Source organism: Streptomyces sp. NRRL S-118 (genome assembly GCF_000716335.1).
Classification (GTDB): Bacteria; Actinomycetota; Actinomycetes; order Streptomycetales; family Streptomycetaceae; genus Streptomyces.
This window is the reverse complement of record NZ_KL591020.1, coordinates 156,498-176,239: the sequence shown is the minus strand read 5'-3', so window position 1 is coordinate 176,239 and position 19,742 is coordinate 156,498. Positions and strand designations below refer to the sequence as shown.

Sequence of the window (19,742 nt, the reverse complement as noted above, 5' to 3'; positions counted from 1 at the left end):
AGCTAATCGTCCTTGGAGGTGGAGACGGGATTTGAACCCGTGTAGACGGCTTTGCAGGCCGTTGCCTCGCCTCTCGGCCACTCCACCCGGAGTGCGGGGGGTCGGGAAGATCCCCCACTTCGAGCGGACGACGAGATTCGAACTCGCGACCCTCACCTTGGCAAGGTGATGCTCTACCAACTGAGCCACGTCCGCTTGTCGTTTCCGTGGCGCTTTCGCGTCCCGGCGACGTGTTGAACTCTAGCGGATTCCCGGGCCAGTACAAAAACGCGTTTGCCCAGCGTGCTGCGCTGCCCTCGCTCCGCACCGTCCCCCCGGCCCCGGCCATACACTCGCATCCGTGCACGACCTCGCTCCTCTGGCCCGCTTCGGCGGCCTCCTCGCAACCGACCTGAGGGATGTCACCAGTGATCCCGAGGCCCTGGACTCGTCCGGCTTCTGGGCGGTCAGCGCCGACTTCGAAGGGCGTCTGACCTGCGCTCGCTTCGGTGACGTCCGTACGGCCCCGGTGCCGGCGCCCGTCCCCGGCGCCTGGCGCGGGCCCGCTGCCGGTGACTGGACGTCCTCGCTCGACCGCGCCGCGTACACCGCCGGTGTACGCCGGATCCGCGAGCACATCGCCGCCGGCGAGGTCTACCAGGCGAACCTGTGCCGGGTGCTCTCCGCGCCCCTGCCGGATCCGGACGCTGACGTCGACGCGCTGACCGCGCTCCTGGCGCGCGGCAACCCCGCGCCGTACGCCGGAACGATTCGCCTGCCCGCGCACGGCGTGGAGACGGCCACCGCGTCCCCCGAGCTCTACCTGCGGCGCGACGGCCGCACCGTCGAGTCCGGTCCCATCAAGGGCACCGGCCGCACCGCCGAGGACCTGCTCGACAAGGACCACGCCGAGAACGTGATGATCGTCGACCTGGTCCGCAACGACCTGGGCCGCGTCTGCGCCACCGGCTCGGTCACCGTTCCGGCCCTCTGCGCCGTGGAGGCGCACCCCGGGCTGGTCCACCTGGTCTCCACCGTGCGCGGCGAGCTCGCCCCGCGCGCGGGCTGGAAGGACCTCCTCGCGGCCACCTTCCCGCCCGGCTCGGTCACCGGCGCACCCAAGTCCAGCGCCCTGAGGATCATCGAGGCGCTGGAGACCGCCCCCCGGGGGCCGTACTGCGGGGGCATCGGCTGGGTCGACGCCGACCGCCGCACCGGCGAGCTCGCGGTGGGCATACGCACCTTCTGGATCGACCGCACCGAAGGCCCGGGTGTCCTGCGTTTCGGCACCGGCGCCGGCATCACCTGGGGCTCGGACCCGGAGCGGGAGTGGCAGGAGACCGAGCTCAAGGCTTCCCGGCTGCTCGCGATAGCGTCGGGGGCGTACGAGGCGAGTGGAAGGACCATCGGACGATGAAGCTGTGGGTCGACGGCGGGCTGCGTGACGCGGACACCGCCCGGGTGTCCGTGCTGGACCACGGCCTGACCGTGGGCGACGGCGTCTTCGAGACGCTCAAGGCGGAGGACGGCCGGCTCTTCGCGCTGGAGCCCCACCTCGACCGGCTCACCCGCTCCGCGCGCGGCCTCGGGCTGCCGGACCCGGACCTCGACGAGGTGCGCCGGGCCTGCGACGCCGTGCTGGAGGCCAACCCGATGCCGCTGGGCCGGCTGCGCATCACCTACACCGGCGGGGTCTCCCCGCTCGGCTCGGACCGCGGCGACGCCGGTCCCACGCTGGTCGTGGCCCTGGGCGAGACCACCCGGCGCCCCGACACCACCGCTGTCATCACCGTCCCCTGGACCCGCAACGAGCGCGGCGCCCTCACGGGCCTCAAGACCACCTCGTACGCGGAGAACGTCGTCGCCCTCGCCGAGGCGCACCGCCAGGGCGCCTCCGAGGCGCTCTTCGCCAACACCGTCGGACAGCTCTGCGAGGGCACGGGCTCGAACGTCTTCGTCGTCGTGGACGGGCAGCTGCTCACCCCGCCCGTCGCCTCGGGCTGCCTCGCCGGCATCACCCGCGCCCTGACCGTGGAGTGGACCGGCGCCCGGGAGGCGGACCTGCCCATGGACGTGCTGGAGACCGCCGACGAGGTCTTCCTGACCTCCACCCTCCGCGACGTCCAGGCCGTCCACCGCGTCGACGGACGCGACCTGCCCGGAGCGCCGGGCCCGGTCACCGCCAAGGCCATGCGGATCTTCGCGGAGCGCGCGGCGCAGATGTGACGCAGATCCGGCCGTGCGGTGGGTAGTACACCACCGATGACCACCACCCTGCGGCCGACCGGGCCGCTTCAGCAGAGCCCCGACGGCACCCGTTCCCGCTCGTACGACGTCTGCGTGAACAGCCGTCCGGTGGGCGGGGTCGAGCTCGGCACGATGCCCGGCTTCGGGCCCGCGATCGGCGTGATCCGCTCGCTGGAGATCGACGAGCCGGACCGCGGCCGGGGGCGCGGGACCGTGGCCGCGCTCGCCGCCGAGGAGGTGCTGCGCGGCTGGGGCTGCCGCCAGGTCCAGATCTCCGTGCCGGCCGGAGCGGCGGTCGCGCTGCGGATGGCGGACGCGCTCGGCTACACCGAGCGCAGCCGCAACATGGCCAAGCGGCTCGGGGGCACGGCGCCCGCCCTGCCCGAGGGCGTGACGCTCCGGCCCATGACCGCGGCCGAGTTCGAGGACTGGCACGCCACGGCCCGGGAGACCTTCGCCCGTCAGTGGATCGAGCGCGGCGTACCCGAAGCGGCGGCCCGGGCGAAGTCGGAGGCGAGCCACCGGGAGGCGCTGCCCGACGGCCTCGCCACCGAAGGTGCCGCCTTCCACGTCGTGGTCGAGAACGGCGCCGTCGCCGGTCGTCTGTGGACCGGGCAGCGGGAGCCGGCCCCCGGCGTGCGGGAGGCGTACGTGTACGACATCGAGGTCGCCGGCGCCGTGCGCGGCAAGGGGTACGGCCGCGCGCTGATGCTCCTCGCCGAGCGGACCGCCCGCGGCCGGGGCCTGGACGTGATCGCGCTCCACGTCTTCGCGGACAACACCCCGGCCCTGCGGCTGTACGAGTCGCTCGGCTACCGGACGACGCACATCAACAGCTTCAAGCACCTGCTGTAGGGCCTGGGCCGTGTCCCCGGACATCCGGTCGGCCCGGCGGCCGGACGACGCTCAGCCCCCAGGGCCCCGGACCCGGGGCCTGTCTTCTGCGTCGGACCCCGCGCGCCCGGCTGGATCCGGAGGACAGGCCCTACGCCCTGCCCTGCTCGGCCAGGAGCCGGTCGGCGATCTCCTCGATGCGCCCGCGCAGCCCCTCCTGGCTCTTGCCGCCGTCCAGCCGCTCGCCGCCGATGACGTACGTGGGCGTGCCGGTGACGCCGATCGCCGTGCCCTCCGCCTGGTCGGCGTCGACGATCAGCAGGTGCCGGCCGTCGATCAGGGCCGTGTCGAACTCCTCCGCGTCCAGTCCCAGTTCGGCCGCCACCTCGAGGAGCACCGGCTCGCCCCTGGCCGCCAGCTCCCCGGTCCTCGCCAGCACGGCCTCCGCGTACGCCCAGCCCTTGCCCTGGGCCACCGCTTCCTCGGCGGCCTGCGCCGCGGCGTAGGCGTGCCGGTGCTTCTCCAGCGGGAAGTGCCGCAGCCGCAGCTCCATCCGGTCGCCGTAACGGGCCCGGAGGGCCCGCACGTCGTCCAGGGCGGCATGACAGTCGGGGCACTGGAGCTCGCACCAGACGTCGAGGACGACGGGTTCGGAGGTGCGGTCGGGGGTGGAGTCACTCATGGGAGCAGTCTCCCAGGAGCGCGGCGGACACCCCAACCGGGCCTTGATCGCCCCGGGGGACGAGGCCGTCCCGGAGATCTCCCTGACGTTCCGCGGGGACCGTGGCCGCCGCACCGCCGCCCGGTGCAGGATGGAAGGGACGTATCGCCCCCGCCCACGCCTGGAGGACCGGATGCTTGCCGAGACCATTTGCGCCGCCGTGGCCGCGGCAGGGTTGGGCGTCGCGGCCGTCGCCGCGTACCGCAAGCGGTTCCTCGCCGCCGCCCGGATCGTGGCCTACGCACTCGTGCCGCTCGGGCTGGTGATGACCGGGGCCGTGGAGTGGCTGGCCCGGACGGCTTTCAGCCCGGTGGCCTGGGCCGGCTTCGGTGTGCTGGGGGTGTCGTGGCTGCTGTTCATGACCACCCGGGCCGTCGAGCGGCGCCGGGCCGGCCGGGCTCCGCAGCCGGACGCGGTCGCTCCGGCCGCGTCGGCGCCCTCGCTGGGCGCGGGTGCCGGGGGAGCGGCGGGCGCCGGGAGCAGGCCGGCCGCGGGCCGGCCGGCCCGCGAGCAGGAGCGGGCAGCCGCCCCCGCCGACGACTTCAGCGACATCGAGGCCATCCTCAGGAAGCACGGCATCTGAGGAGCCGCGGGGCCACAGGGTCACCGGGTCACCGGGTCCGAGGAGACGCGGGGCCACAGGATCCCCGGGTCACCGGGTCCGAGGAGACGCGGGGTCGCGGGGTCGCGGGGTCGCGGGGTCGCGGGGTCGCGGACCGCATTACCACACGTGGCGCCTGATCCGGCGAACCGGCGTCACCCTCAGGCGTGTTGCGCATGCCTTTGGCCGGTGTCCGGGCCGTCGTGTGCGCGATGATCGGCCCCGAGATGCTGGATACCTCGCGGGGGACCGACCCCGCCCCGACCCAGGAGCCGCGCGGCTGTCTGTTCGCGCTCTCCCAGCCCCCGCTGATGATCTTCCTCGGGGTGATCGGATGCCTGCTGCTGATGGCGGCCGTCCATGACCTGTTCCTGCTGTGAGCGCGACGGCTCAGCCGGACGTGGCCTCCTTGCGGCGGGCCCGGTACGCCGCCACGTGCAGGCGGTTACCGCACGTACGGCTGTCGCAGTAGCGGCGCGAGCGGTTGCGCGACAGGTCGACGAAGGCCCGGCCGCAGTCCGGGGCCTCGCAGCGGCGCAGCCGCTCCCGCTCGCCCGCGACCAGGATGAACGCGAGGGCCATGCCGCAGTCGGCGGCCAGGTGGTCGGCGACCGACGCGCCCGGCGCGAAGTAGTGCACGTGCCAGTCGTAGCCGTCGTGATCGGTGAGCTGCGGCGTGGTGCCGGCCGCCGCCACCAGCTGGTTGATCAGCGCGGCGGCGGCGCGGGCGTCCGGCGCCGCGAAGACATCGGTGAACCGTTTCCGTACGTCCTGCACCGCCTTCAGGTCCTGCGCGCCCAGCTCGCCGACGCCGCTGACGTTGTGGCTCCGCACGAACGCGTACAGCGCCGCGACGTCCCCGAGCTCGTCGCCCCGGCCGCCTTCCGGTGCGGTGTTCATCAGATCGACGACGGTGTCGAGGGCGATCCGGGTGTCGTGAGGGATCAGCACGAATTCGCTCCCTGGCCTGCTGCCGCGGGCGGGTGCCCGACGCATGTGCGCAGACTCTAGCGGCTCCCGGGCGGCGCGCCCCCGGGCGTCCCGGCCCGCGGGCACCCCGCCGGAGGCCCGAGCGGTCGGTTCGCGCGCGGGAGCGGGAACGCGACCGCGCCGTCACAGCGGTGGTTTCCGCGGTGACGGCGCAGGTGTCCGTGCCGGTGGCCGGTGGAGGGCCGTGTGGGGTTGTCCACGCGGCGCCGTCGCCCCGAGTTCGGACGGCGCCGTGCGGCTTGCGGGCCTGGCTCAGCGTGTGCCGGCTGGTGGCCGGTCAGCTCTCGGCCAGGATGTGGGAGAGCTCCGTGTCGAGGTCGAAGTGTCGGTGCTCGGTGCCCGGAGGTACCGCGGCGTCGGTCCGCTTCAGGAACGACTCCAGGGCTCTCGCGGGGGCCTCGAGCAGGGCTTCGCCCTCCGGGGAGCTCAGCGCGATGCAGACAACGCCTTGGCCGTGACTGCGAGACGGCCAGACGCGGACGTCGCCGGTTCCGGTGGGGCGGTGCAGCCCCTCGGCGAGAAGGTCGCGGGCGAACACCCACTCGACCGTCTCCTCGGCTCCGGTGTGGAAGGTGGCGTGCACGGCATAGGGATCGGCCGTGTCATACCGCAGGCCCGCCGGTACAGGCAGTGAGGACTCGCTCGATACAACGAGGCGCAGGTGCAGCTCGCAGCTGACCGTGGTGTTCATAAGCGCCAGGGCCTTTCGCTCAGTGTGCGCTCGGGGATTCGCACGTCGGCGAAATCGACATGCCACCTACGGTGTCGTTGTAAACCCCTCTGTCTGTTTTGTGATGGATGAGCTACCTCGTTCGGCGGTGTGTAACCGGTGGTTATACGTCCATTCCGGTGATGCGCTTCCGTCGGGTAGGTTGGGCCTCATGAATGCGGAGAGTGACGAGCGGGGGAGGGTCGCCGAGCCGGTGGACCGCCATCCCGCCACGGGGGACGTGACGGAGGCCGCGACGGACGAGCAGGAGCTCGGTTCGCGCGCCCCCGACTTCATCAAGGCGCGGCGCACGCTGCACCTCAGCTGGCAGGTCGGCGTCTTCGTCGTCGGTCTCGCCGTCGTCGGGGCCGGGGTGGTCATGCTGCCGCTGCCGGGCCCCGGCTGGCTGGTGATCTTCGCCGGCATGGCGATCTGGGCCACCGAGTTCGTGTGGGCGCAGCTCGTGCTGCGCTGGACCAAGCGGAAGGTGACGGAGGCGGCGCAGCGGGCGCTGGATCCGAAGGTGCGCAGACGCAACATCATCCTCACGACGGTCGGCCTGGTGATCATCGCCGTCCTGGTCGGGATCTACGTGTGGAAGTACGGCATCGTCATGCCGTGGAAGATCGCCCGCTGACGGCGGAGGGAGGGCTCCTCCTCCCGCCCGCGGCGGGGGAGCCCTCCGACATGGGGTAATGTTTGCGGTGCGCCCGGGCGATTAGCTCAGTGGGAGAGCGCTTCGTTCACACCGAAGAGGTCACTGGTTCGAACCCAGTATCGCCCACCACCCGGATCGAAGGCCTGGAGACCGATCGAGTCTCCAGGCCTTCGGCATGTCCGCACCGGGGCGTCAGCGCATCCGGCCGAGGCCGTCCCGCAGCCGTCGCGCGTCCCGCAGCCGCTGTTCGTACGTCGCGCCCGCCGCGAGCAGCAGCAGACCCGCCAGGGCCGGCGGCAGCCAGCGCGGCAGCACGCCCATGACCTGCACGACGTACGGAGCCAGCTCGTGCAGTGCTACCAGGCCGAGCACCGAGCCGCCCAGCACCAGCGGTGCCTGCAGCCGCCACCGGGCGCCCACCAGGGTCACCGCGAGCGCACCCGCACCGAGCAGTAGGGGCCGCGGCCAGTCCGCGTCGCCCCAGGCCGCCACCAGGCTCGGCACCAGCGCCGTGCCGAGCCCCGGGCCGTACGCCGTCCACGACGACGCCTCCTGGTCGCGCCGCCTGCGCAGCACGCCCACCACGAGCGCGGGTACCGCCACCGGCAGTGCGTACGCCTCCGGGGCCGACACCTCCGAGACGGCCAGCCGGACCCAGGCCGCCGCCACGAACAGCGCCGCGGCCGCGTACCCGGCGGCGGGACGGCGCTCCGGACGCAGGGCCGTGGCCGACGCGAGGATCCCGCACAGCGCGAGCACCAGCGCCAGGTACGCCGGCCGGGCGACCGGGAGCGCCAGCGCCGCGAGGGCCACGGCGGCACCGGTCAGCTCGACCGGCAGCGCCACCGGGTGCCGCCGCAGCAGGGCACCCGCGCCTGCCGTGCCGGCCGGTACGGCGAGCAGCGCGAGGGCCGCGTGGTGCGCGGGCAGCGAGGCCAGCACGGAACCGGCCGCTGTGCAGCCGGCCGCCGCGACGACCCCGGTGCACGCCGCGACCGCCCGCACCGCGCCCCGCGCGAACGGCGCGGCGCCCGCGAACAGCGCGGCGACGCCCCCCAGCACCACGACCGTGGCCGTCTCCGGCGCAGCCACCGCCAGGGCCGCGCCGCCCGCGGACACCAGAGCGCAGACGAGTGCGACCCGGCCCAGGACCTCCGGGGCGGTCAGCGGCACGGCATCCTTCGCCGTCGCGGCCGGAGCCGCGGGCGCGGGCAGGCCCCGCGTCAGGACCGCCGGGCGGACCATCAGGGCCAGCAGCACGGCCGTCAGCACGAGGTGGGCCGCCGCCGTCGTCGTGTACGGCAGCTCCAGGGCCGCCGGAAGGGACAGGGCTCCCGACGCCGCCAGGGCACCGCCAGGGCCGCGGCGACCGTCAGCAGCACCACCGGGACCGGCCACGGCACGCCCTGACCGGGCCGCACCAGCGCAGCCACCAGGAAAGCCGCCGCCCACACCACCGACAACGCCTGCACCACCGCCGACGCGGCCAGCAGCCCCACCACGGCTCCGCGCGGCACCGGCCCGAGGCGCACCGCGGCCGCCACGGCGACCGCGCACACCAGGTAGCCCGGGACCGTCCACCCCTGCGGCAGCGCCTCCCGCAGCAGACCGCCCGCCCCCGCCACCGCCACGAGGCCCGCCGCGGAGGCGCACGCCACCGCCGCCGCCGGTGTGCGCCAGGCCGCGTACAGCGCCAGGCCCGCCGCGGCCAGCAGCAGCGCGGCCGGACCGGCGCCGCCCTCCACCAGCGACAGCCGGCCCCCCGACAGCACCGCCCAGGCGCCCGTCGCGCACGCCGCGCCGCAGGCCACCCTCCGGACCGCCGCCGCCGGCCGCGCCCACAGCGCGAGCGCCGCGTCGGCGGCCGCCGTCAGCAACGCCGCCCACGCCAGGGGCAGCGCCTCCGCGCCGGCGGCGAGCGCGCCCAGCGGCAGCGGCAGTTGCCCGGCCAGCACCGCGGCCGGCAGCGGCACCCGCAGCCGGCCGGCGCCCACGCCGTACGCCGTCCACAGCGCGGCGAGCACCCCGGAGGCCACCGCCGCGTACCCCAGGCCGTCCGCCCCCGGCAGCGCCACGCGGTGCAGCGCGTACGCGTCCAGCACGGTCAGCAGCAGACCCACCGCCGCCACCGACTCGGCCGTCGACGCCAGCCCGCGCCGCAGCAGCGCGACCGGCGCCGCCAGCGCCGCGACCGTCACGGCACCGAGCACCGCCGCGCGGCCGCCGATGCCCAAGTGGCCCCAGCTCACCAGCGTGAAGGCGACCGCGGCCACCGCCAGCAGCAACCCGCCCAGTGCGAGCAGGACGTTCTGCGCGCCGCGGGGCGTGGCCTCCACGGCCGCGGGCGGCGGCGCGGAGGCGGTCGTCGGGTACAGCACACTCAGCAGCCACGCCCTGCGGGCGAGCAACTGCGCACGGCGCGCATCGAGTCGGGCCAGCTCGCGGTCGAGGAGCACCAGCTCCTGGGCGGGCGGAGGAACGTTTTCCATACCGCGGAGTGTGGTCCGCGCCACACCGCTCGGCATGAGGGCTCGTACTCATATCCGTGTGAGTACGCCCCAGGCGGCGAGACTTCCTGTCATGGACTGGAGTCACTACCGCTTCCGCAGCGTCTGGAACCTGCCCGCCCCGCCGGCCGCCGTCTACGCGGTGCTGGCGGCGCCCGACGACTACCCGCGCTGGTGGCCGCAGGTGCGCGAGGCGGCCCGGATCGACGAGCGGCGGGGTCGCGTGCGCGTGCGGTCCGTCCTCCCGTACGACCTCCGGGTCACCGTCACCGCGCGCCGTGAGGACCCGCACGCGCGCGTGCTGGAGGTCGGGCTCGGCGGGGACCTCGAGGGCTGGGCCCGCTGGACCGTGGCCGCCGACGGGGCCCACTCCACCCGCGCCGTCTACGAACAGGAGGTGGACGTCCGCAGGCCCCTGCTGCGGCGTCTCGCCGTCCCCGCCCGCCCCTTCTTCCGCGTCAACCACACGCTGATGATGCGCGCCGGACGCCGGGCGCTGGCCGCCCGCCTGGCCGGGACCTGAATGCGGTTTGAAGGAAACGCGCCCGGACCTGTATGGTTCAGTGCGTTCCCGGGCGATTAGCTCAGTGGGAGAGCGCTTCGTTCACACCGAAGAGGTCACTGGTTCGAACCCAGTATCGCCCACCGGGAAAAGCCGGTCCGTCATCGCGCGGACCGGCTTTCTGCATCCCGTGGCCGTGCGTCACGCGGCGGCCGCCGGAACCTCCGGGCGCAGCGGCCACGCCGGATCCACCGCCTCGTCCGACCCGTTGCGCGCGAACCACGCCTGGAGCCCCCGGGCCTGCGCCGCGTGCCACACCGCCTGCAAGGTGTGCAGCTCCGCCGGCGACAGCCGCTCCAGCCGCGTCGCGAACCGCTGCCCCACGGCCCGTACGACCTCCAGCGCCGCCGTCGCGTCGGCTGCCGCGTCGTGCGCGCCCTCCAGCGCCACCCCGTAGTGCTCGCACAGGTCCGTCAGCGTGCGCCGGCCCTTGCGGTACCGGTCCACGTGCTTGTCCAGGACGCGCGGATCCAGGACGCACAGCGGCACGTTCTGCAGGTAGCGGTCGAGCGACGAGGCCCGGTGGCGGCGCAGCTCCCGGTCCAGCAGCGTCAGGTCGAACGGCGCGTTCATCACCACCAGCGGGCGCCCCGCCGCGCAGTGCTCCGCCAGCGTCCGGCCTATCTCCTCCATCACGGGCGCCGGCCAGCGCCCGTTGCGCTGGAGGTGATCGTCCGTCAGGCCGTGGACCTCCGTGGCGGCCGGCGGCACCGGTATGCCCGGATTGACCAGCCAGCGGGTGGTCCGCACCCGCCCTCCCGCGGCGTCCTGGACGACGACGGCGGCCGACACGATGCGGTCCTGCTCGACGTCGATTCCGGTGGTTTCCGTGTCGAATGCGGCCAGGGGCCCCTCGAACCAGAGCGTCATACCCCGAACTCCTCGCACATGCCCGGCAGATGGCGTGATCCCCTGCCCGAAACGGTGATACCCGCGCCGTTTGCCCCGTACGCAACGTGGTGACAACACAGGTGAGGGACCGTCGAACTGACGCCCCGTCGTCGCCCGGAAGGCATGAAGAGCCATGGCGCTCGCGCAGCCCGAACCTGGGGGCACATCCCGCGCCGACAGCCGAGGGGGAGGGCTGCTGCCCCAGCAACTCGCGCCGCTGCGGGGCGGACTCGCCACCACCGCCTGCATGGAGACCCTCCAAGTGGGCTACCTCCACGCGGTCGCGGCCGCCGCGGGCTGCTCGCTCTCCCAGCCCTTTCCGGACAACGGCATCGACTGGCACGTCAGCCACAGCGCGCCGGGACACGTGGTCGACGACGAGGTCACCATCAAGGTGCAGCTCAAGGCCACGTACCAGATCCCCCCGCACCCACCGGGGCCCGCCTTCTCCTTCACCCTCGACAACGACCACCTGGTGAAGCTCGCCCGCACCCCCGTCTCGGTGCACAAGATCCTGGTCGTGATGATCGTCCCCAGGACACGGGAGGACTGGCTGCGCGCCGGCCACGACCGCCTCGACCTGAGGCACTGCTGCTACTGGACCAACCTCGCGGGCCACCCGGTCACCGGCAGGCGCCGCACCACCGTGCGCATCCCCACGACGCGGATCTTCGACGACCGGGCGCTCTGCGAGATCATGACCCGGGTCGGGGCGGGAGGAAGACCCTGATGCACCGGCCGAGCGACGAACCCATGCGGCCCCATCCCAGCCCCCTGACCGGCCCTCCGCCCCCGTGGAAGGGCACCGCCCCCGACCCCGCCCACGTCGACCCGCTCGTCCTCGGCGCGCTGCTGGGCCGGCACGGCTGGCGGCGGCGCGGCGGCGCGGCCGGCCGCTACAGCCGCTGGACCCCGCCGGGCCCGGGCACCGCCCCCCTCAGCCTCCTCGTCCCCGAGAGCCGCGCCTTCCCCGACTGCGAGGACCTCCTCGGGGAGGCGCTCACCGCGCTCGCCCGCTGCCCCGCGCCCTCCGCCCGCGAGGTGCTCGTCGGACTCACCGTGCCCAGCGACGAGATCCGCTGGTGGCGCGACGTCCCCCCGGGACCCTCCGGCACCGCCACCTGGACCGCGGAGGAGCACCTGCGCTCCGCCGCCCGCCAGGTCCTCCTCGCCGGCGCCCTCGCGGTGCGCGGCCGGGCCGGCTACCACGGCGCGCGGCACCGGCGGCAGGCCCAGGCCCTCCTGGAGGGCGTGCTCGTGGCGGCGGCGCCGGGCGGGCGCGGGCTGACGGCGTTCGTTCCCGTCGAACCGGGCAGGCCCGTCACCGCCCGCCTCCACCACGCCCTGTACGCCGCCCGGGAGGCCGTCGACTACCGCCGGGCCACCGGCCGGCACGACGCCTTCGACACCGCCGTCGAGGCGGGCGTGAGCCGGGAGCTCACCGAGGCGCTGATCGCCCTCGTACGCGGCTCCGAAGGCGCCCGGATCGCCCTGGAGTGGGCCCCGGCCGTGGACGTGCCCGAGGGGTGCGCGGCCCGGCCCGAACCGGTGGAGTTCTCCCCGGGCGACCTGCCCGCGCTGCGCGAGGCCGGGGCGCGCTACCTCCGGGACGAGCCGTCCGTCCCCGTCCGGATCACCGGCGCGGTGGTACGGATGCGGCGGTCCGGGCCGCGCGGCGCCGGCACCGTGCGCCTGCGGGTGCTGGCGGGCGCCGAGGTGCCGCACGTACGGGTGGCACTGGACGAGGACGCGTACCGCACGGCCGGGCAGGCCCACCTGCTCGGGCTGCCCGTGCGGATCACGGGGCGGCTGGAGAGCCGGGGCGGCTTCCGGCGGCTGACCGACGCCTCGGGAGTGGCCCCCGTGCAGGTGGACGAGGAGGAACGGGACCGGCTGATGAAGTCGCTCCACGAGCACCCGGACTTCCACGGGGAGAGCGGCGGGCCCGGCGACTGACCGCGCGGAGGGCGCGGACGAGGGGAAACCGTTTCGCGGGGCGAGGCGGTCGCTCGGTACCATGCGGTACGGCGCGCGCGATACGACTGCGGCGCTTCCCCTTCAGGCAGGAGAGACCGGTGTCAGACGTCCGTGTGATCATCCAACGCGATTCCGAGCGGGAAGAGCGCGTGGTGACGACGGGCACTACCGCCGCCGACCTCTTCGCCGGCGACCGCACCGTCGTGGCGGCGCGCGTCGCGGGCGAGCTCAAGGACCTCGCGTACGAGGTCCGGGACGGCGAGACCGTCGAGCCGGTCGGGATCTCCTCCGAGGACGGCCTGAACATCCTGCGGCACTCCACCGCGCACGTCATGGCGCAGGCCGTGCAGGAGCTCTTCCCCGAGGCCAAGCTGGGCATCGGCCCGCCGGTCAAGGACGGCTTCTACTACGACTTCGACGTCGCCGAGCCGTTCACCCCCGAGGACCTCAAGCGCATCGAGAAGAAGATGCAGGAGATCCAGAAGCGGGGGCAGCGGTTCTCGCGCCGCGTCACCAGCGACGAGGCCGCCCGCGAGGAGCTCGCGGACGAGCCGTACAAGCTGGAGCTCATCGGCCTCAAGGGCAACGCCGCCCAGGCCGCCGAGGGCGCCGACGCCGAGGTGGGCGGCGGCGAGCTGACCATCTACGACAACCTCGACGCCAAGACCGGCGAGCTGTGCTGGAAGGACCTCTGCCGGGGTCCCCACCTGCCCACCACCCGGAACATCCCGGCGTTCAAGCTGATGCGCTCCGCCGCGGCCTACTGGCGCGGCAGCGAGAAGAACCCGCAGCTGCAGCGCATCTACGGCACCGCGTGGCCCTCGAAGGACGAGCTGAAGGCGTACCTGGACTTCCTCGTCGAGGCCGAGAAGCGCGACCACCGCAAGCTGGGCGCCGAGCTCGACCTGTTCTCCATCCCCGAGGAGCTGGGCTCCGGTCTGGCCGTCTTCCACCCCAAGGGCGGCATCGTCCGCCGCGAGATGGAGACCTACTCGCGCAAGCGCCACGAGGACGCCGACTACGAGTTCGTGAACACCCCGCACATCTCGAAGGAGCAGCTCTTCGAGACCTCGGGGCACCTGCCGAACTACGCGGACGCGATGTTCCCGCCCCTGGAGTTCGACGGGCAGAACTACCGCCTCAAGGCGATGAACTGCCCCATGCACAACCTGATCTTCCGGGCGCGCGGCCGTTCCTACCGCGAGCTGCCGCTGCGGCTGTTCGAGTTCGGCACTGTGTACCGGTACGAGAAGTCGGGCGTCGTGCACGGGCTGACCCGCGCCCGCGGCTTCACCCAGGACGACTCGCACATCTACTGCACCAAGGAGCAGATGCCGCAGGAGCTCGACTCGCTCCTGACCTTCGTCCTGGACCTGCTGCGCGACTACGGCCTGACCGACTTCGAGCTGGAGCTGTCCACCCGCGACCCCGAGTCCGACAAGTTCATCGGCGAGGACGAGGAGTGGGAGGAGGCCACCGAGGCGCTGCGCCAGGCGGCCGAGAAGCAGGGCCTGCCGCTCGTCCCCGACCCGGGCGGCGCCGCGTACTACGGCCCGAAGATCTCCGTCCAGGCGAAGGACGCCATCGGCCGCTCCTGGCAGATGTCGACCATCCAGGTCGACTTCCAGCAGCCGAAGCGCTTCAACCTGGAGTACACCGCGGCCGACGGCTCCAAGCAGCGTCCGGTCATGATCCACAGGGCGCTCTTCGGAAGCATCGAGCGCTTCTTCGCCGTGCTGCTGGAGCACTACGCGGGTGCCTTCCCGGCGTGGCTGGCTCCGGTCCAGGCGGTCGGCATCCCGATCGGCGACGCGCACGTCCCGTACCTCCAGGAGTTCGCCGCCGAGGCGAAGAAGAAGGGGTTGCGGGTCGAGGTGGACGCCTCCTCGGACCGGATGCAGAAGAAGATCCGGAACGCGCAGAAGCAGAAGGTCCCGTTCATGGTCATCGTGGGCGATGACGACATGAATGCCGGCACCGTCTCCTTCCGCTACCGCGACGGTTCGCAGGAGAACGGCATCCCCAAGGACGAGGCCCTCGCCAAGCTGGCCGACGTCGTGGAGCGCCGCGTCCAGGTGTGACGGTCGTGACAGGAAGCTGAGACGAGGGGCGGTCCCGGGCAGGGGCCGCCCCTCGCCGCTCCGGCTGTAACCGTCAGCGAATATGCTGGCCCGCATGACGACTGAGCCGGAGCAGCAGATCGGAGTCGGGACGCCTGACGCGTTCCAGCGACTGTGGACGCCCCATCGGATGGCGTACATCCAGGGGGAGAACAAGCCGACCGGCCCCGGTGCCGACGACGGCTGTCCGTTCTGCACCATCCCGGCGAAGTCCGACGTGGACGGCCTGGTCGTCGCCCGCGGCGAGACGGTGTACGCGGTGCTCAACCTGTACCCGTACAACGGCGGGCACCTCATGGTGGTGCCGTTCCGGCACGTCGCCGACTACACGGAGCTGGACGAGGCCGAGACGGCCGAGCTCGCACTGCTCACCAAGCAGGCGATGACCGCGCTGCGCACCGCCTCAGGGGCGCACGGGTTCAACATCGGCATCAACCAGGGCGGGGCCGCCGGCGCCGGGATCGCCGCCCATCTGCACCAGCACATCGTCCCGCGCTGGGGCGGTGACACCAACTTCATGCCGGTCGTCGGCCACACCAAGGTGCTGCCGCAACTCCTCGCGGACACCCGGCAGATGCTCGCCGACGCCTGGCCCGCCACCGCATAGGCACCTTGCCCCGCCCGGCCCGCGACCGCCCGGGGCTCCTCCGGGCGGAGCGGCCCCGGGCGTGCTGATCATGCGTCGTACACGTCCGCCTTCTTCGGCATCGGGTCCTGGACGAAGCCGCTGAGCACCATCGAGCGGTTGGTGAAGCGCTCCGTGTCCACCCCGTGCTCGTCGAGCATCTTGATCGTGGCGGCGTGCACGGCCCGCAGCACGGGCGTCGCCGCGCGGATCGCGTCGTCGGCCATGAAGCGGTGGCGCCAGGGCTGGGCCGCCCAGGCGTGCCGCAGACCGAAGGGCTCCGGCAGCACCAGGTTGCCGCCGAGAAAGTCGAGGACCGGCGGGAACCAGGTCAGCGGCGCCCGGACGGCCAGCCGCACCACCTCGTCGTTGTCGATCAGCGGCAGCATGATCTCCTTGGTCTCCCAGAACCTGACGGTCTTGGAGACCTCCTTCTTCTTGGGCTCCGGCTTCGTCGTGAAGAGCGAGTGCACGGGGCCCAGCGCATGGCCGGTGACCTCGATGCGCAGCGTGTGCAGGAGGGCCGTGACGGTGACCATCATGGTGAGGACCAGCTGGCCGTCCCAGAGCACGAACTGCACGCCCAGGTAGTGCCGGTTGCCCTTGCCGAACTGGTTCTCGTTGCAGACGCGCTGTATCTCGTGCGGCTTGACCTGGTAGGCGACGATGTCCTCGCCCTCCGGCCGGGCCACCTCCTTGGCCCCCTCGCCCACGGGGGTGACGATCCAGTGCTTCACGGACGGCGCCGGGAATCCGGTCTTGAGGGTGCCGCGCTCCAGCAGCTTCAGCTGGTCGTGGATGGGCCGGATCACGTCCCAGGTGCGGAAGGCGTGGATCTCCCTGCCCTCCTGGGGCACGAGCTCCTCGGCGAGGTGCCAGCTGCCCCAGCGGGTCCCCATGCCGAGTATGCCCTTGGGGCCGGCGTAGAAGACGACGTTGGAGCGCTGCTCGGCGGTGAGCTTCTCCAGGGACTGGCGCAGCTCCTCGGCAGCCGTCTCGTTGGGGTCCTGGGGGACTGCCTCGGGGATCTTGGGTCCGACGCCGCCGCCACCGCTGAGGAGGGAGTCCCAGCGCGCCCGCAGGTCCTTGGCGGTGGATTCGCACACCCGCTTGGCGAGGAACCAGCCGATGACCGGCGCGACGATCATGACCCGCAGGTAGATCGCCATGAAGCCGCCGAACGGCAGCCGGAACAGGAAGAGCAGGGCGAGGATCCCGACCGCGGCGAACAGGGCGGCGCCGAGGGCGCCGGAGCGCTTCTTGTCGGTCGAGCCGGCCAGGGTCCGGCGCAGCTGGAAGACGGCCATCCACAGGAGCATGCCGGGCAGGAAGGCGACACCGAAGACGACCGTGATGAGGGTGAGGAGCTTGTCGCGCTGCTTGCGGATGTTGGTGGCGGCCAGGCAGTGCTCGACGACGGGCTGCGGCTCGGTGCCGAACGACTGGATCAGGGGCTTGCGGGCCCCGCCCAGCATCCGGACCTGCACGGCCCGGGAGAACGCCTCGCCGAGGTTCGGCTCGAACAGCGAGAACTTGCCCTTCTTGACCGTCGACTCGTGCCACTCGTTGTTGGCTTCGAGGATCTTCTCCACGCGATCGTCGCGGTACGCGGCGGAGGCGAGCGCATGCGTCGCCACCGTCTGCCCGTCCGAGCCCTGGAGCGGGACCTGTGCCCCGGGGCCGAAGAAACCGTCCATCGTCACTGCCGCCGCCCCCATTGCCGCGTGTACCGCCTGCCGCCTGCGCGTCCTCCGCTCTGCGGCCTTCCCAACCACCGCGCCCCGCACACCTGATGACCCGAGGCGGACCGGGGCACTCCAGCGTATCGGGGGCGGACGCGGAGCGCCCCCGGACGGCCGAATGCCGTCCACCGCACCGTGGCGGTCCGGACGGCACCCGGCGCCGGTGAGGTGACTGCCGGTCAACTGCCTTCGCAAGCACGGAGCTTGTCGGCGACGTGCGCGGGCATGGCCTCGTGCCGCGCGTACCCGCGGTCGAACCGGCCCGTGCCGTGGGAGATGGAGCGCAGGTCGACGGCGTACCGCGCGATCTCCAGCTCGGGCACCTCGGCCCGGACGAGTGTCCGGCCCGGGCCCGCCTGTTCGGTTCCGACGACCCGGCCGCGGCGGCCGGAAAGGTCGCTCATCACCGGCCCGACGTACTCGTCGGGCACCAGGACCTGGACCTCCGAGACCGGTTCCAGGAGGTGGATCCGGGCATCGGCCGCGGCCTCCCGCAGCGCCAGCGCCCCGGCGGTCTGGAAGGCGGCGTCGGAGGAGTCCACCGAGTGCGCCTTGCCGTCGAGGAGGGTGACACGCACGTCGACGAGGGGGTACCCGGCGGCCACGCCCTTGGCGGCCTGGGCCCGTACGCCCTTCTCGACGGAGGGGATGAACTGGCGGGGAACCGCGCCGCCGACGACCTTGTCGACGAACTCGATGCCGGAACCCTGCGGCAGCGGCTCGACCTCGATCTCGCAGATGGCGTACTGCCCGTGCCCGCCGGACTGCTTCACGTGCCGCCCGCGCCCGGCCGACCTGTCGGCGAAGGTCTCGCGCAGCGCCACCTTGTGGGGTACGACGTCGACCTGCACGCCGTAGCGGTTGCGCAGCCGCTCCAGGGCCACGTCGCGGTGGGCCTCGCCGAGGCACCACAGGACCACCTGGTGGGTGTCCTGGTTCTGGTCGAGGCGCATGGTGGGGTCCTCGGCGACGAGCCGCGCGAGGCCCTGGGAGAGCTTGTCCTCGTCCGCCTTGCTGTGCGCCTGGATGGCGATCGGCAGGAACGGCTCCGGCATGGTCCAGGGCTCCATGAGGAGCGGGTCGTCCTTGCCGGACAGGGTGTCGCCGGTCTCCGCGCGCGCGAGCTTCCCGACACAGCACAGGTCACCTGCGATGCAGTGGCTCATCTGCCGCTGCTGCTTGCCGAACGGGGCGGACAGGGCGCCGATGCGCTCGTCGACGTCGTGGTCCTCGTGGCCCCGGTCGGCCAGTCCGTGGCCCGAGACGTGCACCGTCTCGTCGGGGTGGAGGGTGCCGGAGAAGACGCGGACCAGCGAGATCCGGCCGACGTACGGGTCGGAGGAGGTCTTGACGACCTCCGCGACGAGCGGCCCGTCGGGGTCGCAGGTGATCGGGGGCCGCGGCTCGCCCTGCGGCGTGGTGACCACCGGCGCCTCGCGCTCCAGGGGGGTGGGGAAACCGCGGGTGATCAGGTCCAGCAGCTCGACGGTGCCGAGGCCCTGCTTGCCGCCGGGGGCGGCGGGAGCGGCCGCGAGAACCGGGTGGAAGGTGCCGCGCGCGACGGCCTTCTCCAGGTCGTCGACGAGGGTCTTGAGGTCGATCTCCTCGCCGCCGAGGTAGCGGTCCATGAGGGTCTCGTCCTCGCTCTCGGCGATGATCCCCTCGATGAGCCGGTTGCGGGCCTCGGCGATCAGGTCGCGCTGGGTGTCGTCCGGGGGGTTCTCCTTCCGCTCACCGGACGTGTAATCGAAGATCTTCTGCGTCAGCAGGCCGACGAGGCCGGTCGCCGGGGCGTGCCCGTCGGGCCCTTCGGGACCGTGCACCGGCAGATAGAGGGGGAGGACGGCGTCGGGGTCGTCGCCGCCGAAGATCTCGGCGCAGACCTGGGTGAGCCGCCGGAAGTCGGTGCGCGCCGTGTCGAGGTGGGTCACGACGATGGCGCGGGGCATGCCCACGGCCGCGCACTCCTCCCACACCATGCGGGTGGAGCCGGCGACGGCGTCGGCCTCCTGGGCCGCGGAGACGACGAACAGGGCGGCGTCCGCGGCGCGCAGTCCGGCCCTGAGCTCACCGACGAAGTCGGCGTATCCGGGGGTGTCGAGCAGGTTGATCTTGTGGCCGTCCCATGCGACGGGGACGAGCGAGAGCTGTACGGAGCGTTGCTGGCGGTGTTCGATCTCGTCGTAGTCGGAGACCGTGGCACCGTCCTCGACGCGGCCCGCCCGGTTGACCGCCCCGGCGGTCAGCGCGAGGGCCTCGACGAGCGTCGTCTTGCCGGATCCGCTGTGGCCGACCAGCACCACATTCCGTACCGATGCGGGCTGGTCGGCCGTAAGAGCCCTGCCGGCGGCTCCTGGGTGGGTGTTCGCCTTGTCGCCCATGATTCTTCCTCCTGATCGCCGGTGCACGGGGTGCGCGGTGGAGGTGGGGACGCGGGCGCCAGGGGGGACAGACCCCTGCGGGGCAGCCCCGATGATGCCCGCGGTGGTCTTTCGAGCTTTCCACTCCGCTCGGCCCGCGTCCATACGACGGACATGCGCCGCGGTCGCCCGTGGCGCGCAGGGACCGGCGTGCGGCGG

General features: G+C 73.1%; 17 protein-coding genes, 4 tRNA genes and 1 pseudogene. 13 read left to right on the top strand and 9 right to left on the bottom strand.

Going from position 1 to position 19,742, the window contains the following annotated elements:
* Window positions 1-13: 13 nt before the first annotated feature.
* Together IH00_RS0127910 and IH00_RS0127905 are read right to left on the bottom strand one after the other, a co-directional pair.
* A tRNA-Cys gene (locus IH00_RS0127910) sits at window positions 14-87 on the bottom strand.
* 35 nt (window positions 88-122) lie between these two features.
* Window positions 123-195: transfer RNA gene (locus IH00_RS0127905), tRNA-Gly, on the bottom strand.
* A 145-nt stretch (window positions 196-340) separates the two neighbouring features.
* On the opposite strand from IH00_RS0127905, the gene IH00_RS0127900 reads away from it, so the two are divergent.
* The 3 genes from IH00_RS0127900 to IH00_RS0127890 are packed head-to-tail and all read left to right on the top strand — an operon-like array spanning window position 341 to window position 3,081.
* Window positions 341-1,396 carry a chorismate-binding protein gene (locus tag IH00_RS0127900; RefSeq protein ID WP_031078346.1) on the top strand — a complete coding sequence of 352 codons (1,056 nt, stop codon included), beginning with the start codon at window positions 341-343 and terminating at the stop codon, window positions 1,394-1,396.
* Entirely contained in the window at window positions 1,393-2,205 is an 813-nt protein-coding gene (locus tag IH00_RS0127895) for an aminotransferase class IV (protein ID WP_031078344.1), read from the top strand. The genes IH00_RS0127900 and IH00_RS0127895 overlap by 4 nt, the downstream gene beginning before the upstream one ends.
* 36 nt (window positions 2,206-2,241) lie before the next feature.
* Window positions 2,242-3,081 (top strand): GNAT family N-acetyltransferase, encoded by an 840-nt coding sequence (locus tag IH00_RS0127890; RefSeq protein WP_031078342.1) that lies wholly within the window; start codon window positions 2,242-2,244, stop codon window positions 3,079-3,081.
* Window positions 3,082-3,211: 130 nt separating this feature from the next.
* On the opposite strand, the gene IH00_RS0127885 is transcribed toward IH00_RS0127890, so the two are convergent.
* Window positions 3,212-3,742, bottom strand: a complete 531-nt coding sequence (locus IH00_RS0127885; RefSeq protein WP_031078340.1) for a DsbA family protein — start codon at window positions 3,740-3,742, stop codon at window positions 3,212-3,214.
* A gap of 130 nt (window positions 3,743-3,872) precedes the next feature.
* On the opposite strand from IH00_RS0127885, the gene IH00_RS0127880 reads away from it, so the two are divergent.
* Both IH00_RS0127880 and IH00_RS37755 read left to right on the top strand, forming a co-directional pair.
* The gene (locus IH00_RS0127880) at window positions 3,873-4,364 is read left to right on the top strand and encodes a hypothetical protein (protein ID WP_031078338.1); all 492 of its coding nucleotides are present in this window, start codon (window positions 3,873-3,875) and stop codon (window positions 4,362-4,364) included.
* Window positions 4,365-4,558: 194 nt separating this feature from the next.
* Entirely contained in the window at window positions 4,559-4,762 is a 204-nt protein-coding gene (locus IH00_RS37755; protein ID WP_158827952.1) for a hypothetical protein, read from the top strand.
* A 10-nt stretch (window positions 4,763-4,772) separates the two neighbouring features.
* Here IH00_RS37755 and IH00_RS0127870 read toward each other — a convergent pair whose 3' ends face one another.
* Both IH00_RS0127870 and IH00_RS0127865 read right to left on the bottom strand, forming a co-directional pair.
* Window positions 4,773-5,333, bottom strand: a complete 561-nt coding sequence (locus tag IH00_RS0127870; protein ID WP_031078336.1) for a CGNR zinc finger domain-containing protein — start codon at window positions 5,331-5,333, stop codon at window positions 4,773-4,775.
* Between the two features lie 316 nt (window positions 5,334-5,649).
* Window positions 5,650-6,063 (bottom strand): SsgA family sporulation/cell division regulator, encoded by a 414-nt coding sequence (locus tag IH00_RS0127865; protein ID WP_003959770.1) that lies wholly within the window; start codon window positions 6,061-6,063, stop codon window positions 5,650-5,652.
* Window positions 6,064-6,253: 190 nt separating this feature from the next.
* Between IH00_RS0127865 and IH00_RS0127860 the strand changes: the two genes are divergently transcribed.
* Window positions 6,254-6,718, top strand: a complete 465-nt coding sequence (locus IH00_RS0127860; RefSeq protein ID WP_031078334.1) for a TIGR02611 family protein — start codon at window positions 6,254-6,256, stop codon at window positions 6,716-6,718.
* A 75-nt stretch (window positions 6,719-6,793) separates the two neighbouring features.
* A tRNA-Val gene (locus IH00_RS0127855) sits at window positions 6,794-6,868 on the top strand.
* Window positions 6,869-6,931: 63 nt separating this feature from the next.
* Here the strand turns inward: IH00_RS0127855 and IH00_RS37750 are convergent.
* A pseudogene (locus IH00_RS37750) lies at window positions 6,932-9,228 on the bottom strand (SCO7613 C-terminal domain-containing membrane protein).
* A gap of 91 nt (window positions 9,229-9,319) precedes the next feature.
* Between IH00_RS37750 and IH00_RS0127845 the strand changes: the two are divergent.
* Both IH00_RS0127845 and IH00_RS0127840 read left to right on the top strand, forming a co-directional pair.
* On the top strand, window positions 9,320-9,769 hold the full coding sequence (locus IH00_RS0127845; protein ID WP_031078332.1) for an SRPBCC family protein: 450 nt from the start codon (window positions 9,320-9,322) through the stop codon (window positions 9,767-9,769).
* A 50-nt stretch (window positions 9,770-9,819) separates the two neighbouring features.
* Window positions 9,820-9,891 (top strand) — tRNA-Val (locus IH00_RS0127840).
* A gap of 58 nt (window positions 9,892-9,949) precedes the next feature.
* Here IH00_RS0127840 and IH00_RS0127835 read toward each other — a convergent pair.
* Entirely contained in the window at window positions 9,950-10,678 is a 729-nt protein-coding gene (locus tag IH00_RS0127835; protein ID WP_031078331.1) for a 3'-5' exonuclease, read from the bottom strand.
* A 154-nt stretch (window positions 10,679-10,832) separates the two neighbouring features.
* On the opposite strand from IH00_RS0127835, the gene IH00_RS0127830 reads away from it, so the two are divergent.
* From IH00_RS0127830 to IH00_RS0127815, 4 genes are all read left to right on the top strand, one after another.
* Window positions 10,833-11,429, top strand: coding sequence for a DUF4365 domain-containing protein (locus tag IH00_RS0127830; protein ID WP_031078330.1), 597 nt, complete (start codon window positions 10,833-10,835; stop codon window positions 11,427-11,429).
* Window positions 11,429-12,655, top strand: coding sequence for a hypothetical protein (locus IH00_RS0127825; RefSeq protein ID WP_031078327.1), 1,227 nt, complete (start codon window positions 11,429-11,431; stop codon window positions 12,653-12,655). The genes IH00_RS0127830 and IH00_RS0127825 overlap by 1 nt, the downstream gene beginning before the upstream one ends.
* Before the next feature lie 119 nt (window positions 12,656-12,774).
* A complete protein-coding gene (thrS, locus tag IH00_RS0127820; protein ID WP_031078326.1) occupies window positions 12,775-14,757 on the top strand; it encodes a threonine--tRNA ligase in 1,983 nt (660 codons plus the stop codon).
* An 82-nt stretch (window positions 14,758-14,839) separates the two neighbouring features.
* Window positions 14,840-15,403 carry an HIT family protein gene (locus IH00_RS0127815; protein ID WP_031078325.1) on the top strand — a complete coding sequence of 188 codons (564 nt, stop codon included), beginning with the start codon at window positions 14,840-14,842 and terminating at the stop codon, window positions 15,401-15,403.
* Window positions 15,404-15,471: 68 nt separating this feature from the next.
* Here the strand turns inward: IH00_RS0127815 and IH00_RS0127810 are convergent, their stop codons facing one another.
* Together IH00_RS0127810 and IH00_RS0127805 are read right to left on the bottom strand one after the other, a co-directional pair.
* A complete protein-coding gene (locus IH00_RS0127810) occupies window positions 15,472-17,118 on the bottom strand; it encodes a hypothetical protein (RefSeq protein WP_420710930.1) in 1,647 nt (548 codons plus the stop codon).
* Between the two features lie 224 nt (window positions 17,119-17,342).
* Entirely contained in the window at window positions 17,343-19,544 is a 2,202-nt protein-coding gene (locus IH00_RS0127805; RefSeq protein WP_031078321.1) for an elongation factor G-like protein EF-G2, read from the bottom strand.
* Between the last annotated feature and the right edge of the window lie 198 nt (window positions 19,545-19,742).